11 protein-coding genes and 5 pseudogenes are annotated in these 15,255 nt (G+C 61.2%); 4 read left to right on the top strand and 12 right to left on the bottom strand.

Annotated elements, in window-relative coordinates:
* Positions 1–432 precede the first annotated feature (432 nt).
* The 3 pseudogenes from MPC4_RS14655 to MPC4_RS14645 form a co-directional block, all read left to right on the top strand.
* Positions 433–1,290 (top strand): annotated as a pseudogene (locus MPC4_RS14655) (tyrosine-type recombinase/integrase).
* A 7-nt stretch (positions 1,291–1,297) separates the two neighbouring features.
* A pseudogene (locus MPC4_RS14650) lies at positions 1,298–1,717 on the top strand (IS91 family transposase); the annotation flags it as partial.
* A 55-nt stretch (positions 1,718–1,772) separates the two neighbouring features.
* A pseudogene (locus MPC4_RS14645) lies at positions 1,773–2,890 on the top strand (ISL3 family transposase); the annotation flags it as partial.
* Positions 2,891–3,500: 610 nt separating this feature from the next.
* On the opposite strand, the gene MPC4_RS14640 reads toward MPC4_RS14645, so the two are convergent.
* The 12 genes and pseudogenes from MPC4_RS14640 to MPC4_RS14590 form a co-directional block, all read right to left on the bottom strand.
* Entirely contained in the window at positions 3,501–3,926 is a 426-nt protein-coding gene (locus MPC4_RS14640) for a response regulator (RefSeq protein WP_174513163.1), read from the bottom strand.
* A complete protein-coding gene (locus MPC4_RS14635) occupies positions 3,895–4,203 on the bottom strand; it encodes a sensor histidine kinase (protein ID WP_244629034.1) in 309 nt (102 codons plus the stop codon). Before MPC4_RS14635 ends, MPC4_RS14640 begins: the two co-directional genes overlap by 32 nt.
* A gap of 175 nt (positions 4,204–4,378) precedes the next feature.
* Positions 4,379–4,600 (bottom strand): hypothetical protein, encoded by a 222-nt coding sequence (locus MPC4_RS14630; RefSeq protein WP_425312483.1) that lies wholly within the window; start codon positions 4,598–4,600, stop codon positions 4,379–4,381.
* Between the two features lie 238 nt (positions 4,601–4,838).
* Positions 4,839–7,094 (bottom strand): annotated as a pseudogene (locus tag MPC4_RS21330) (divalent metal cation transporter).
* Positions 7,095–7,408: 314 nt separating this feature from the next.
* Positions 7,409–8,154: pseudogene (locus MPC4_RS14615) on the bottom strand (ABC transporter permease subunit); the annotation flags it as partial.
* Positions 8,155–8,525: 371 nt separating this feature from the next.
* Entirely contained in the window at positions 8,526–8,705 is a 180-nt protein-coding gene (locus MPC4_RS21325; protein WP_244629033.1) for a hypothetical protein, read from the bottom strand.
* Positions 8,690–8,896, bottom strand: a complete 207-nt coding sequence (locus tag MPC4_RS21320; protein ID WP_244629032.1) for a hypothetical protein — start codon at positions 8,894–8,896, stop codon at positions 8,690–8,692. The genes MPC4_RS21325 and MPC4_RS21320 overlap by 16 nt, the downstream gene beginning before the upstream one ends.
* The gene (locus MPC4_RS21315) at positions 8,893–9,192 is read right to left on the bottom strand and encodes a divalent metal cation transporter (RefSeq protein ID WP_244629031.1); all 300 of its coding nucleotides are present in this window, start codon (positions 9,190–9,192) and stop codon (positions 8,893–8,895) included. Before MPC4_RS21315 ends, MPC4_RS21320 begins: the two co-directional genes overlap by 4 nt.
* 186 nt (positions 9,193–9,378) lie before the next feature.
* The gene (locus tag MPC4_RS14605; RefSeq protein WP_174513161.1) at positions 9,379–11,277 is read right to left on the bottom strand and encodes a potassium transporter Kup; all 1,899 of its coding nucleotides are present in this window, start codon (positions 11,275–11,277) and stop codon (positions 9,379–9,381) included.
* A 143-nt stretch (positions 11,278–11,420) separates the two neighbouring features.
* Positions 11,421–11,654, bottom strand: coding sequence for a hypothetical protein (locus MPC4_RS14600; RefSeq protein ID WP_174513149.1), 234 nt, complete (start codon positions 11,652–11,654; stop codon positions 11,421–11,423).
* Positions 11,608–11,772 carry a ParB-like protein gene (locus MPC4_RS14595; protein ID WP_244629036.1) on the bottom strand — a complete coding sequence of 55 codons (165 nt, stop codon included), beginning with the start codon at positions 11,770–11,772 and terminating at the stop codon, positions 11,608–11,610. The genes MPC4_RS14600 and MPC4_RS14595 overlap by 47 nt, the downstream gene beginning before the upstream one ends.
* Before the next feature lie 218 nt (positions 11,773–11,990).
* Positions 11,991–13,625: an NRAMP family divalent metal transporter gene (locus tag MPC4_RS14590; protein ID WP_174513159.1), complete on the bottom strand. Its 1,635-nt coding sequence runs from the start codon at positions 13,623–13,625 to the stop codon at positions 11,991–11,993.
* A 745-nt stretch (positions 13,626–14,370) separates the two neighbouring features.
* Here MPC4_RS14590 and MPC4_RS14585 point away from each other — a divergent pair.
* Positions 14,371–15,087, top strand: a complete 717-nt coding sequence (locus MPC4_RS14585) for an MgtC/SapB family protein (protein ID WP_244629030.1) — start codon at positions 14,371–14,373, stop codon at positions 15,085–15,087.
* The last annotated feature ends 168 nt before the right edge of the window (positions 15,088–15,255 follow it).

The raw sequence follows: 15,255 nt of genomic DNA, 5'->3' as shown, positions 1-15,255 counted from the left end.
GCAAAAGGCCGAGGCCTCAAGGATTTGAGCCGCCGCTTCGATCATCGCGTCCGAAAGACGCTCCCCAAAAAACTGAATCATAAGGACTGGGGTCTCCGCATCAGGCGATGCGGGCGTTAGGGAGCCGGCCTGTCCCGCTATCTCTACCATTCGTGCCTACTATGTCAAGGTGATAATTGCCATTTACCCTGACTTGAGGCTAGATTGGCACATTCAACGCATGTCGGTCTCGGCGAAATCCTGCCCCCGCAACCAAATCAAATGTATGAATGCGCAGGACTTTCAAAAGGCCGCCCTTATGGGCGGCCTTGTTGTTTTTAGCCCTTGTCGCCACCCTGTCGCCACCACGCCACCCTGAAAGTGCGCAGACCGCGCGCGCTCGTCATAGGGGTCTAACCGACCCAATCGTCTATCAGCCCACTGCGCCGGCGCATGCTCGAAGACATGGCCATACGCGGCCTACGGGAAGAGACGCAGCGCGATTACATTCGCTTCGTTCGCAGCTTTGCCGCCTTTCTCGGGCGTTCGCCCGATGCGGCGACCGCCGAGGATATCCGGCGTTTCCAGGTTCACCAGGCCGAGAGCGGCGTGCAGCCGCCGACCATCAACTGCTCGGTCTCGGCGCTCCGTTTCTTCTTCACCGTTGCGCTCGACCGGTCAGACCTGTCGCGACGGCTCGTTCTGGTCCGCCATCCCCGCAAGCTCCCGAATGTGCTGAGCGTCGAGGAGGTCGGGCGGCTGCTCGAGGCGGCGCCGGGTCCGAAGTACAAGGCGGCTCTCGGCACAGCCTATGGCGCCGGACTGCGCGTGTCGGAGGTGGCCGCCCTCAAGGTGGGAGACATCGACAGCACGCGGATGCTGATCCGGGTCGAGCAGGGGAAAGGCCGCAAAGACCGCAACGCGATGCTGTCGCCGCAGTTGCTGGAGCTGCTTCGGCTGTGGTGGCGCGAGGGCAAGCGCCGCAACGTCATGCTCCCCCACGGCTGGCTTTTCCCTGGGCGCAATTGCCTCGAGCCGATGTCGACGCGGTAGCTCAACCGCGCCGTCCACGAGGCAGCAGAAGCCGCCGGCATCAAGAAGCGGGTGACGCCCCACACGCTGCGCCACAGCTTTGCCACCCATTTGCTCGAACAGGACGTCGATATCCGCGTCATCCAGGTTCTGCTCGGGCATTCCAAGCTCGGCACCACCGCACTCTATGCCCGTGTCGCCACCAAGACGATCCGGGCGGTGACTGGTCCGCTGGAGCATCTCAAACTGCTCATGGAAGGCGAAAGCCCCGGCGGTTAAGCCGGCGGTGCGACCCGCACTGGAGGTCGCCGACATCTTCCGTCGACACGGGGCAGCCTGGCGGGCCACGCATGCCAGTCATGTCGGTCTCGCCCAGCTCAAGGTAATGTCGGCCATCGAGACCTGCCGCACCGCCGCACTGGGCGGCCATATCGAAGGCTGCGAGGACTGCGGCCATCGCCGCATCGCCTACAACAGCTGCAGAAACCGGCACTGCCCTAAGTGCCAGGGCGCCGCGGCGCGCGAGTGGCTGGCTGCGCGCGAGGCCGACCTGCTGCCGGTTGGCTACTTCCACGTGGTCTTCACCGTGCCCATCGAGATCGCCGACATCGCCTTCCAGAACAAAGCCGCGATGTACGACCTGCTGTTCCGAGCGGCGTCGGAGACCATGCTTGTCAATCGGCTTGGAACTTTGGCTCTGACTCACTTTTGATGAAATTCGGGTGCCGGCTGGCGTTGGTTTCACAAAGGGAATCAACGCTATGACCCAAGCTCTTCGACCGTCCACGCTTGTTCCTCGCGGCTTTGTGGTCGAGGACGCGGCCAGTGAGAGCTCGTTGACGCTGATAACAGTTCGCTCCCTTCGCACGGGATGCGTTTGTCCGGGCTGCGGAACGAGATCGGAGCGGATCCACAGCCGGTACAGCGTCGACTGGCGGACCTGCCCATGTCGGGCAGGCCTGTTCGGCTGGTCGTCGTCGCGCGACGGTTTCACTGCGACGCGGTGTTGTGCGGACGGCGCATTTTCGCCGAGCGCTTTGACGAGGACGTGCTCGCGCCGTGGGCAAGACGAACTGGCCGCCTCGACCATATCGTCCACCATCTTGGGCTTGCCCTGGGCGGCCGGCCGGCGGCGAGCTTCGCCCGAAGGCTGATGCTGCCGGTGAGCAACGACACCTTGCTGCGCGTGGGGCGCAGGCGCGGCCCGCGCTTTGTCCCGCCGACCGTGATTGGAATCGACGACTGGGCGTGCCGGCGCAACCAGCGCTATGGGACCATCATTTGCGACCTGGAGCGACGCAAAACAATAGCCTTGTTGCCGGATCGCGAACCCGCGACGGCTCAAGCATGGCTCTCGGCCCAGCCTCAAATTAGCATCGTCGCCCGCGACCGCGGCGGCAGCTACGCTTTGGCGGCGGCCAAGGCGCTCCCAAAGGCGACACAGGTGGCTGACCGGTGGCACTTGATGGAAAACGCCAGCCGCGCCTTCCTTGATGCCGTGCGCAAATCGATGCGCCAGATCCGGACTGCAATCGGCGCCGCCACAATCAATCCCGACCTGCTCACCGCCGCCGAGCGGATCCAATATGAGGGATATCTTCGCCGGGAAGACTCCAACGCCGCCATTCTCGGGCTGGCCAAGGACGGGGTGACGATCAAGGAGATCGTTCGACGGACGGGTTACAGCCGCGGCCTCGTCCGTCGTGTGCTGCGAGGGCAACGCTCGGATGTCTTTCGCGTTCGGGAGAGCTCGCTCGAATTGTACCTGCCATGGCTTGACGCTCAGTGGGCGGCCGGGCAGCGAAATGGCGCAGAGCTATGGCGAAAGCTCAAAAGCCAAGGGTTCCGCGGCTGCCTTCGGGTCGTCGGCGAATGGGCCGAGCAAAGTCCGGGCGTGAAGACGCCGGCCGATGATGGTTTTGTATCTGTACATCGCGGTTTCAACGAGGCTCCGCCGGGAATATCAGAACTCCGCTGGAAGCCTATACGCCCCTGCCTTGCGATCGCCTCGAGATGCTTGTCGCGCTGTGTGGCCGGACCCTCGCTCGAAACGGCCGTCGATCGAGGCGGGATGATGACAGCAGCCTCGGGATGGCGTTTTGCCACTGCATCGTAAACCACTTGGCCGTCATAGGCGCCATCGCCCGTCATCGAGCCAACAGGACCCTCTGAATCACCCCTGTCATTACCGAATGAATAGCCCGCCCCCGATCCGCATAAATCAGCATGCGCAGGAACGCTTCGTCCGCCCCTCACCTCTGGCGGAAACCACGCCGCTATGGCTTCGAGCATCGCCACGTTGCTCGGCTTCCCTCGTCGCTCCACGCCCGTCATGCGCGCCTGCTCTTTAGCGCAACGAAGGCCGTTTGCGCCGTCCGGTGCTTCGACGAGGTCGTGCTCGAGGCCAGACTTCTCAAGGGCCCTCCGCACCATCGTTCGGTCGACCTTGTCGTCATCGATCAGGAGAATGCGGGTCAGGGTTGTCATGTCTACTCGGGAAATTCGACGATCTTCCAATAGTGCTCCATCAGCGCCACGGCCTGCATGAAGGTGTTGGCTGGATCCTGCTTGACGATATACCCCGCGACATGCTGCTCGTAGGCGCGAGCCTTGTCCTCCTCTGCCTTCGATGTCGTGATCATAAAAACGACCGACCTTTTCAGATCCTCGTCGGCGCGGATTGCCTCAAGGAACTCAAGCCCGTTCATACGCGGCATATTCAGGTCGAGCAGGATCAGATATGGCTTGGCGAGTTTGGGACGGCCATTCTCACCGCGCAGGAACTCAAGGGCCTCGATGCCGTCGCGCGCAACAGTGATCGGATTGCCGATCCGGCTTTTTGCGAAAGCGCGTTTCAGCCCCTGGATATCGACTTCATCGTCTTCAACCAGCAGCAAATTTACCATCGATGACATTTGTGCTTTCCCGTTTGCTATATGGCCAGGTGAAATGAACCGAGAGGCCTTGCCCCGCCTGTCCCTCGGTTAGCCAAATCTTTCCACCTTGAATTTCGATCAACTTCTTTACTATCGCTAGCCCCATTCCGCTACCTTCAACCTCATCGCGAGGTTTGAGCGTCTGAAACATGCCAAAGACGCGCTCACGGAAACGCTCCGGGATACCAGGCCCATCATCCGTAACGGTAAACTCGATGGCGTGTGGGAGGGAGGGTAAGCGCTTCAATCCAGACATGTCCATTTGCCGGACGGTCGTGGTGCTTGATCGCGTTGCTGATCAGATTCTGCACCACTTGGGTTAGAGGCGCACGAGCTGTCTCAAAAGTTGGCAGGGTCTCGCCCCTGACAATGCTGAAACCCTGTGGCGGGCTGACGAGAAGGGCAAGCTCTCCGAGGCAGGCGCGGCCGGATCACGCTTTTCTCCTGATGATTCCCTCAAGCTTAACCGCTTCAGCCACGGTGTTCGAGATCGTGCCGTATTTGCGGACGTTGGCGTGCAGCAGCTCAAGCCGGTGGTCGTTTTCATCGGTATCGACGATAATTTCGTAATCGATCGAATTCATCTTCGGCGGGCTGTCCTGCCGGACGCCATGGAGCTTGACATCGACGCCGCGCAAATCAAACTTCAACATCGGCATCGCCGCTTAAACCAACCGCCACCTGGATCAACCCGCCAACCCAAAAGCTAACAATCCAAACTTAACTTCAAACGACGGCTGTCTCAAAGTCGTTGACACGTTCCGCGGCGTCATGCTCGAGGCGATCCTGGGCTATAACATCACGGATGCCTGGAACGTCGGCATCGGGGACGCTAATCCCCCGATACGTGCACAAGCCTTGGGCTCGTGGCTGATCGCGAGTGATGGTGAGCTACCCGGGAATGACCATCCGGACCGCCGCCGCCCCCATGACCGCTGTCGCAATCCATCCGAGCACGATGATCGTCCGGCTCGCGGTGTAAGCGCCCATCACCGATTTCTTGGAAACCAGCATGATGATGACGACCATCAGGGGGACGGCCACAACCCCGTTGATCACCGCGGACCAGAACAAGGCCTTCATCGGGTTGATCGGCGAATACTGGATGACAAGGCCGGCGAGCACGCTGACGGCTATTACGCCATAGAACCCACGCGCGTCGCTCGCGGTTCGTTCGAGGCCCCACTTCCAGTCCATAGCTTCGGATAGGGCGTAAGCGGCCGAGCCCGCGAGCACCGGCACGCCGATCAGGCCCACAACGAGAATGCCGAGGGCGAAGAGTGCGAATGCGAAGTCGCCTGCGAGCGGCCGCAGCGCGCTCGCAGCCTGCGCGGCGGTCTCGATGTCCGTCACTCCCGCCACGTTGAGCGTGACCGCGCAGGCTAGGATGATGAAGTAGGCGCTGGCGTCGGAGTAGAACATCCCGCTCCACGTATCCTACCGGATGCGTCGAAGCTCCGGCTCTGCTGCACGCGCATTATCGCCGAGCAATGCAGCGCCGTGTCGCATCTGCATGTCCTCGACCTCTTCCGAGGCCTGCCAGAAGAAGAGGTAGGGACTGATCGTGGTGCCGAAGACCCCGACAACCACCGTGGCGGCTTCGGCATTCGGCGTGAACTTAGGCAGGAAGGTCCGTAGCGCTACCTCGCCCCAGGGCACGTGGACCGTGAACAGGACAGCCGCATACGCCAGTAGGGAGAGGGTCAGCCATTTTAAGAAGAAGACGTAACGGTGGTAGGGGACGAAGATCTGCAGCAGCAACGTTCCCAGCACGAAGACCACCGTCATCAAGTGACGATCTAAGCCGGTGACGAGTTCCGAGACCTCGCCCATCGCCGCGACGTCCGCGGCGATATTGAGCGTGTTGGCGATCAACAACAGCAGCACCACACCCTGGAGCACGATCGGGGGGAAGGCGCTCTTGATGTTGGCGGCGAGCCCTTTCCCAGTGACCCGGCCGATGTCCGCGCACATCAATTGGATCGCCGCCATCAGCGGGAAGCAGAGCGGCATCGTCCAGAGCATGCTGAGACCGAACTGGGCGCCCGCTTGCGAGTAGGTGGCGATGCCGCTTGGATCGTCGTCGGCCACGCCGGTTATGAGTCCCGGTCCTACGCGCGCGAGGGGGTGCTCCTTCAGTCGAGCCAAATAGGACCTGAGAGCTTTCGTGCGCTGTGACCTATTCGCGCCATTCGGGGGGACACGCATACAATTCACATTTACTAGTGTGAGACAAGTATTGGTATCGTCGATGACAAGAGCATCGAGTGAGTGGCGCCTCCAAAGATGAAATTCCAGCCACATGGGGTGCGAGTATCCACCCATGACCACCATATCGTAGTGCCCCTCCTCGATCTGTTTTCGAAGAGACGCATGCTCCTTGACGGAGCTGATCTCCCACGCCTGCGATTCCACTTGGATTCCATGATTTGCAAGGTGATCTGACAGGCTCTTCACATCGATGTCGTTGTCTTCGGTGGGGATGCGGATTATCTTCACGATTTGAACCGATTGCGATAGGTGCAGGAGTGGCAAGGCGTCGTGGACCGCCCTGACGGCCTCACGGCTGCCGTCCCAGGCCACGGCAATTCTGGCGAGCGCTCTCGGCTGAACGACAGCGGGCACGACCAGGACTGGACGACCGCATTGCAAGACGACCGAGTGAGCGATCGGCAACGGATGTGTTTCGGGGAAGCCTTGCCACTCATACTGGCCAACGATGATGAGATCGGCGTAGCGAGCTTTGTCGCAGATCCCCTGGACGACGTCTCCGGCTGCCTCGAACCAGCATGCGTCGGCCAAGCGTTGGCTAGTCTCTTTTCTGAAGACAGTCGAAGCCACGTGAGCATCCAAGCCCAATTTTGAGGAGATAGCGACCGTCACCTCGGGGACGAGGCTCGGCTTGTACCGGGGAGGGACCTCTGGCGGCGGTGTCATATGCAGTCCACTGAGCCGTGCGCCCGTGCGTGTCGCGAGGTCGACGGCGAGTTGGAGCCTCCGGCGCCCAGCTTCGCTGCCGTCCACATGCAACCAGCAAGTCGCGCAGCATGCCCTGTCTCCGAATTGTTCCTCTATCCGACCTGAGGCGGAGCGTCCAACTCGATCGGGCGTTTGATTCAAAAGAGGAGAGCCCGCGGCCGAACGCATTGAGCTAAATCAAAACCAATCGCGCCGGACGAGGTACGATGATGAAATTAATTATGATCGCCAAGAACCCGGCGCGCCTATCTCGAAATTACCCGATCATTCGGCGAAGCGGATCGACGAATTGCTGCCGTGGCATTGGAAGGCGAGCGAAATGCAAATGAAAGCCGTTGCCGCCTAAATTGCGTCCCGCAAGTCCATTGCCTCATGCCTATGGGATTGACTGATGCGTGCGGCGCCAACGTCATTATCAAGATCTCAGCACTGCTGCGGCAGGGCCGCCGTGCTTGCCAGCCTGAAAAAATGGCTCGCCGCAAGATGACGACGGTCATCGCCAGCAGCGCCCAGCCGATCGCGGCGAGATTCTGCTGCTCGATCGCAAGAGCGACGTAAGAGCGACGTAAGAGCCGATGCCGGGCAGAGCAAAGTTTTCGTCGCCGACGCTGATTGATTCCGACGCGACGACGAAGAACCAGCCGCCGGGCATGCTCATCATCATGTTCCAGACAAGGCCCGGAACCGCGAATGGCGCTTCGAGGCGCCAAAAGCGCTGCCAGGACGAGAACCGAAAGGCGCGGCTGGCTTCATCGAGATCCAGCGGAACAGTGCGCAGCGACTGATAGAAGCTGAACGCCATGTTCCAGGCCTGGCTGGTGAACACCGCGAAGATCGAGGCGAATTCGGCGCCGAGCACGCGGCCCGGGAACAGGTTCATGAAGAAAACGACGGTGAACGAAATATATCCGAGGATCGGGACGGATTGCAGAACGTCGAGGATCGGAACAAGAATGATTTCAGCATGCTTGCTCTTGGCCGCCAAGGTCCCATAGATCAAGGTGAACAGGAGCGACGCGGCCATGGCCGCCAGCATGCGCAATATGGTGCGCACAGCGTAGCCGGGCAACATGGCCGGGTCGAGGTAGATGGGCGCCGTTTTCACGGCCTCGAGCGGAGCGAACGTGCCTTCCGCCCCGATGGCCAGCAGCGCGAGCACGGCGAAGATCAGCGGGATTGCGACAAGATCCCATCGATTGGGCGCCGCGAACCTCGCCGGGCGAGTCATCGCGTGCAAATGGTTCGCGGCGTTCATTGCTGTGTCCATGGATTGTCGCGAGGCATGAGCTCATACCAGAAATGATGATCATTGATCTCGTGCGACCATGCCTTGATCCAGCTCAAGCTCTACTCCGCAGCTCTCAGCCGAACTCACCACCGATGTAGTTTTACATGTGCTGCTGCCGAAGCGTATTGAATGTCTGCGCCGTTGAACCTGGTTCGACCCTCTCGGTCTCTATCCTGGTCAAGTAAAACAAGCAGCAGCAGGAAAATGCAGTCGGAAACCTCGCCCACGGGCGACGAGGCGCGACCCTCAGGGTTCTCGCGCGAGAGCCCGTGAGCCCAACGGCTCTTGGCCGGTTCGCATGATTCACATAGTCAGCCATGCCCGATTGTGAGAGCGACGATCCGGATCAGCACGAGCCCGCCTGCGAGCACCAGACACCCCTGCAGAACGGCCATCCATATGCGGCTTGCGCGGGAGAGGTTTGTGGGCGCGTGCTGCTCGAGCGGCGGCATGCGCCAGACATGGCGGGGAAGTTTTATCGCTTGACCCAATCATCTCCACTTGATCCGCGCCTGCCGAATACCCCCGCGCCAAGCGCCGCAAATGCCGCGATGGCCGCGCCGTCTCCGAGAATCGACAAAATCACTGTCTCGCTGGTCGATTCAGGAAACAGAGCCGATGCAGTGAGAATGATCGACAGTATGACGAGCGCCACGATCACGGCGCGCGTGAAAAGGTTCATGGCGCGCGTATTGGTCCAGGGCCCAGCACAGCTTTATCGTTGCACAGGAGCACCAGGAAGACAGTCGCGCTCGGCAGCAGTACGCCGGCAAGAGTCTGAACGGCGTTGGTCAACAGCCCCAGCGGCGCGTTCGGTGTTAGCACCAATCCGGCCGCCACCACGATCAGCCCGCAATGGACCGGATAGAAGCTTTTCGCATCGGCCGGCTTGCGGTGCAAGGAGTGCTTCAGTGAGAGCACCGCCGATCGCAAAGGCGGTCGAGAGTGAGACCGAGGCGGCGTCGATGATGCACGCATCGATGTGGGCAATGGCGAACAATAGGCCGGGGATGCGCCCGACATATTTGTCGAGCCCCGCCACGACGGCGTCGTTAAAATTGGCCGTCCCCGATTGGACCCGCGGCCCGGCATCTTTTCCTGCGACACAGTCCGATTGGAGAACAAACATGGCGGCGTTCACGTCGACCGCATTCATTTCAAGGCTCAGATCGCGACCTGCCGGCCAATTTCAACGACGCCGTCGGGCGGCAGCCGGAAGAAGTCAGTGACGTGAACGGCGTTGCGCGCCATCGCGGCGAAGAGCGCCTCCTCCCAAGCCGGCAGACCCTTCCCGTCCTCGCGGCTAACGACCGTTTCAAGGCCGACGTAATAAGTGACATCCTCAAGCTGGAGCCCGCACCCCTGATCTCGGGCGCGGCTCAAGAGAGCGGGAACATCGGGCCTCTCCATAAATCCATATTGCGCTGTCGCCCGCCAGAAATTTGGCGCGACCTCCGTCAAAGACAAGCGCTCGGAGTCCTTGATCCACGGCACGGACTGGGTCACAGCGGTCAGAACGAAGAGATAATCATGCAGGGCGCGATTGTGCTTGACGTGCCAGACCATCACCGGCGGCGTATCGCGCGAGGTTCGCGTCAAAAACACCGCAGTCCCAGGCACGCGCGGAATCTTTCGCGCCTCGACCGAGGCCATGAACTCGCCAACTGGAATAAGCCGTTCGGCGATAGCCTGTGTGACCGCTTGCAGGCCGCGATGCCAAATCAGCATGACGCCATAGACAAGACTCGCGAGGAGCAGCGGGACGTAGCCTCCGTCCAGGATCTTGGCGAGATTCGCCGCGAAGAAGGCGGCGTCGACGCAAAGGAAGATTCCAGCGACCAAACCAGCCGATGCGAGGCTCCAGCCCCAGACCTCACGCATGGCGATGAACAGCAGCGCCGAGGTCATGAGCATTGTCGCTGAGACCGCAATGCCATAGGCGGCGGCGAGGTTGTCTGATTTGCCGAAGAATAGGGTCAGGCCGACGGTCACGACCATCAAGAGCCAGTTGACGACGCCGACATAGATCTGCCCATATCCTTGCTCCGATGTCTGAATGATACGCAGGCGCGGCAGCCAGCCAAGCTGGATCGCCTGGCGCGTCATGGAGAACGCCCCTGTGATGATCGACTGGCTGGCGATGACCGTCGCGACCGTCGCCAGGATAACCAAGGGAATGAGCAAGGGCTCCGGGCAGAGACGGTAGAAAATGTTGCTGGAGGTCGAAGCGCCATCCAGCACAAGAGCCGACTGACCGGCGTAATTCAGGATCAGACTCGGAAAAACGACGCCGAACCATGCGAGTCGGATCGGGCGCGACCCGAAATGTCCCATATCTGCATATAGCGCCTCAGCGCCGGTGACGCATAGGAACACGCCACCGAGGACGAGAAAGCTCGTGTAGCCATTGGTCAACAGATAATGCAGTCCATAGACGGGATTTACTGCGGCGAAGACGGCCGGGTGGCGCGCGATCCCCCAAACGCCGAGTGCCCCGATCGCCAGAAACCAGAGGCTCATGATGGGGCCGAAGGCCTTGCCGATCCACGAGGTGCCTCGCGGCTGGATCGCAAAAAGGGCGACGAGGACCGCCGCCGCGGCCGGCAGAACAGAGGGTTCAAAGGCGGGCGTTGCGATATTCAGCCCCTCGAGCGCGGAAAGGACCGAGATCGCGGGGGTGATCGCTCCATCGCCGTAGACGAGCGCGGCGCCAAACAAGCCAATGGCGACGATGGCCGGCCGCTGGTGTTTCTTGATGCCGAGTAGCGACATAAGCGCGAGAATGCCGCCTTCGCCATCATTGTCGATGCTCACCGCGAAGACAACATATTTGATCGACGTCACAATGACGAGCGTCCAAAGGATCAGCGAGAGAACGCCAAGGACGGCCTCGGGGGTTGGCGCGCCGCCGGTGAGCGTAAGAACGGTCTTCAGCGTGTAGAGCGGGCTCGTCCCGATATCGCCGAAAACGATGCCTAGCGCCGACACGCCCAAGCTGGCGACGCCCGCTTTGACAAGGGGCCGTGCCGCTTCAGATTGCGCGCTTTCGACGACGCCGTTCATCGCATTGTTCCTAAGATATCCAGACTGGAATCCATCGCTTTTATGCGCTTACCCGATCCGCATGACAAAACAACGATTTGATGACCGGACATGGCGGCGATGACTATTTCGGCAGCCCGACTATCGCGGACAGAGCGCACGCTTCAGTTGGAGGCGAGCGCGTCGCGCAACAGGACGGCAATATGGATCGAGTCCCAGCCGCCGTCCTGGCGAGCCTGATAACGACGGGAAAACCCATTGGCGATGATCGGCGCATCTTTCGAGAAACACCCGGAAGGCATCGCGGTCGAGCTTGCGTAAGTCAGCGACCGCGCTGACCAGCACTTGCTCTTAAGCCTCCTCATGAAATGCGAATGCGAGATGACGATGATCGACAACGTAGTAACGTTCTTTCGGGGCGAAAATGACCGGGATCATGTGTCGACCGAGGGGTTCGGCCTTCTTGTCTGCAGGATACTTGCGCCAACAGAGGCGCTTTTCCTTCACTTCGCGCATTCCGACGGTGATTTGCGTGTGGTGGAGGCTGTCGATGGAGACGGGTTTAAGTACGCTGTGGCGAGCGGTAGCCATAAGCAGCTCCTAACTGTCGCGTTACAAGCCATAGGGAGTTTTTTTGGGTCGAGCAACCGTGCCAAACGAACTCAGCGAAGGGCCCGACGACTATTCCGCCGAGGTGCAGCCGAAACAGAGGGCCGCCGCCCGCGCCCGGATGCTCAGCTGGCGAGAGCGAGCGTGACGATTCTGACAAGAACCAAGCCTCCCGCCAGGACGAGATAACCGCGTAGAACGATCATCCAGATTTTGCTCGCGCGGGACATTTGTGCCGGGCCAAGCTGCGACAAGGCCGGCATGCGCCACATCTCGCGGTTCCAGACCTTTGGATCTTCGGTCGCCGCCGGGGGCCGCTTCAGCACGCCTGATGCAAGAGCGGCGATCAGCGCGAGAGCCGAACCGCCCGCCAAAATCGCAAAAATCACCGTCTCATTGGTCTGGTCCGGAAAGAGCACGGACACGGTCAGGATCACCGACAGCAGCACCAAAACCACGATGACGGCGCCCGTGAAGAGGTTCAGGCCGCGGGAATTGGCCCACGGACCGACGACTTGCTTGTCGTTGCAGAGCAGCAGCAAAAACACCGTCGCGCTCGGCAAAAGCACGCCGGCCAGTGTCTGCACCGCATTGGTCAGAAGCCCGAGCGGCGCATTCGGGGTCAGGACCAGCCCGGCCGCGATCACGATCAGAGCGCAATAGACCGCATAAAACCCTTTCGCATCCTTCACTTTGCGATGCAGTGAGTGGCGGATCGAAAAGACGTCCCCGATGGCGTAGGCCGTCGAGAGCGACACCGCCGCCGCGCCGATGAGGCTCGCGTCGATGAGGCCAATGGCGAAGAGAACGCCGGCGATTTTTCCCGCATGCGCTTCGAGACCAGCCGCGACGCCGGCCGCGTCAGTGAAATTGCCAAACTCTGGCCGGCCGGCGAAAGCGGCCGCCGCGAAGGCCATCATGGCGGAGGCGCCGATGACGACGAGGACGATGCCGAGCCAAAGATCGACGCGCTCATAGCGCATAAAGCGGGGTGTGATGCGCTTGTCGATGACATAGCTCTGCTGAAAGAAGAGCTGCCACGGCGCAATGGTCGTGCCGACGATGGCGATGACCAGCAGCATGACGTCGCTGAGCTTGCCGCCCGCGGGAAATTGCGGAACGAAGAGGCCGTGGGCGATCTCGCCATACGGCGGATGCACCATGAAGAAAATCGGCACGAGCACGAGGCTGCCGGCGACAAGCGCCAGCGCGAAACGCTCGAAGCGCCGGAAATCTCCCGTGGCCGCCGCGCCCATAACCGCGACCGCCGCCAAAACGACGCCGAGCTCCTTCGGCAGCCCAAGATAGCCAAGGCCTAGCGCGACGCCGATGAATTCAGTGACGATCGTCAAAGCGTTGAGGATGAAAAGATCGATGACGCTGAATGCGCCCCAGAATTTCCCGAACCGCTCGAAGATGAGGCGGGCGTGGCCGACGCCAGTCACTGCGCCAAGGCGCAGAACCATCTCCTGATTGACGTAGAGCACCGGGATCAGGAAGATCAGCGTCCAGAGCAGCGACACGCCATAATTCTGGCCGGCCTGGGTGTAGGTGCCGAATGCGCCTGCGTCATTGTCGCCGACCATCACGATGAGGCCAGGACCGAGGATCGCGAGCAAGGTCTGAAGCCGGCGCCGCCAGCCGCGCCGCGGGCCGGTGTCGTGGTGGAGGATCGTTCCAAAGGCGCCGCGAATATGGCCGACATGGACCTCGTCGATGACGGCGGAGCGAGCGGTATCGTTTGAAACATGAATCGTCATGATTGCCTCCTGGCCGAACCGGCGCGGAGGCTCGCCGCTCATGCGGCCAAGGGTCTCCGGCGATCCTTACGGCGGTCTTGAATTGATTCGAGGTTTTGATGGGAGCGCCCGTCGCACGCCTCAAGGAACGCGGCGGGCCTACTGGGGCCGTCTTTCATGTCGAACTCCTATGCTGCGAGGGATAATCGCGCGCCTTCGTCGAGGCCGCTCTCATCGTCTTTGGAGCTCCAGACGCAGTGGAGTCGCCCTGAGAGGGGATCGCGCCGCCAGCGGCAGACAAGCGCCGTGCGAGCGCGCGTCCCATTGTACGAACCGCGCGCGCCGGATGAGCCTGCCCCGCCATGCGGAGCAAAGGTCAAAATTGTGTTTGGGAGCTTTTTCATGGCTCGCCTCCAATCCTTGGTTTTGTCCAGGACCGGGCGGGCGAGCGGGCGGCGGCCTTAAGGCCGCTTGGCGCTCACACGGGATTCCGGCCCGTGAACGTTCGCAACGTTGTGGGGCGACGGATCACAGCGCAACGCCGCGGCCGTACTGCCCGAGCTTCTACTGCCCATGTCTCTTTCGATGGTTGTGGAGAATCAGCTGGAACAATGTCCAAGCGATAGATGCGAAATGATGCCTCCGGCGCGGTCTGTCAACCCCAAAAAGTGCGCTGTTTCGCGCATCGGTTAGCAATTGATAACACTGAAGCGATAGTTTGCGCCTCTAGCGGTCGGCCGCGACGGTTCGTTTCAAGGGTTGTGACGTGTCCATCATCCACGGCTTTGACGCCGACAGACTGCTTGACCTCTGCCTCAGCCTTGTCATCGCCTTCCTGCTGGCGACCCTGATCGGCGCCGAACGCCAGTGGCGTCAGCGCAATGCGGGCCTGCGCACCAATGTGCTCGTTGCGGTTGGCTCCGCCGCCTTCGTCACGCTCGGCATGCGGATCAACGGACAGTCCGGCGCGACGCAGATCGCCGCTTATGTCGTCTCTGGCATCGGCTTTCTCGGCGCGGGCGTCATTATGAAGGACGGCGCGCAGATTTCCGGCCTGAACACCGCCGCGACGCTCTGGTGCTCGGCCGCCGTCGGCGCCCTTTGCGGCGTCGGGCTCGCGGCGGAGGCTGGCGTCCTGACGCTCGCGGTCCTCGCCGGCAACACGGCCTTACGCCCGCTCGTCAACGCCATCAACCGCGCGCCGCTCGATGAGCTGACTTCGGAGGCGACCTATGAAGTGCATGTCGCGACAAGTCCCGAAGGCGTCGGCGAGGTCCGCGACCTTGTCGCGGAGGCGCTCGAAAGAGCGAGCTATCCCGTGCGTCAGATCGAGGTTTTCGAGCGCTCGCCCGAGGTCAGCGAGATCGTCGCGACGCTGGTCAGCACGGCCGTCGATCCGGTCGAGCTCGACGCCGTCGCGGGCGCCCTCGAGCAGTCGCCGCTGGTTTCTTATGCGAGCTGGTCTTCGAGTTCTGCCGAATAGGTTTTTTCAACGCATCAAAGTCAATAACGACCCAAACCCATAACGCACCGATATTTGAGACGCTCTTGGCTGCGAACGCAGACGAAATCATCTAGATAGGGGCCAGCGGCGAGCCACACCGGACAAATAGCGGTTCGGCGATCGGTGACGGAAAGGAATAGCGGTGAC

Origin of the sequence: Methylocella tundrae, assembly GCF_901905185.1 — a bacterium.
GTDB lineage: Bacteria > Pseudomonadota > Alphaproteobacteria > Rhizobiales > Beijerinckiaceae > Methylocapsa > Methylocapsa tundrae.
This window is presented reverse-complemented; position numbering and strand designations above follow the sequence as displayed.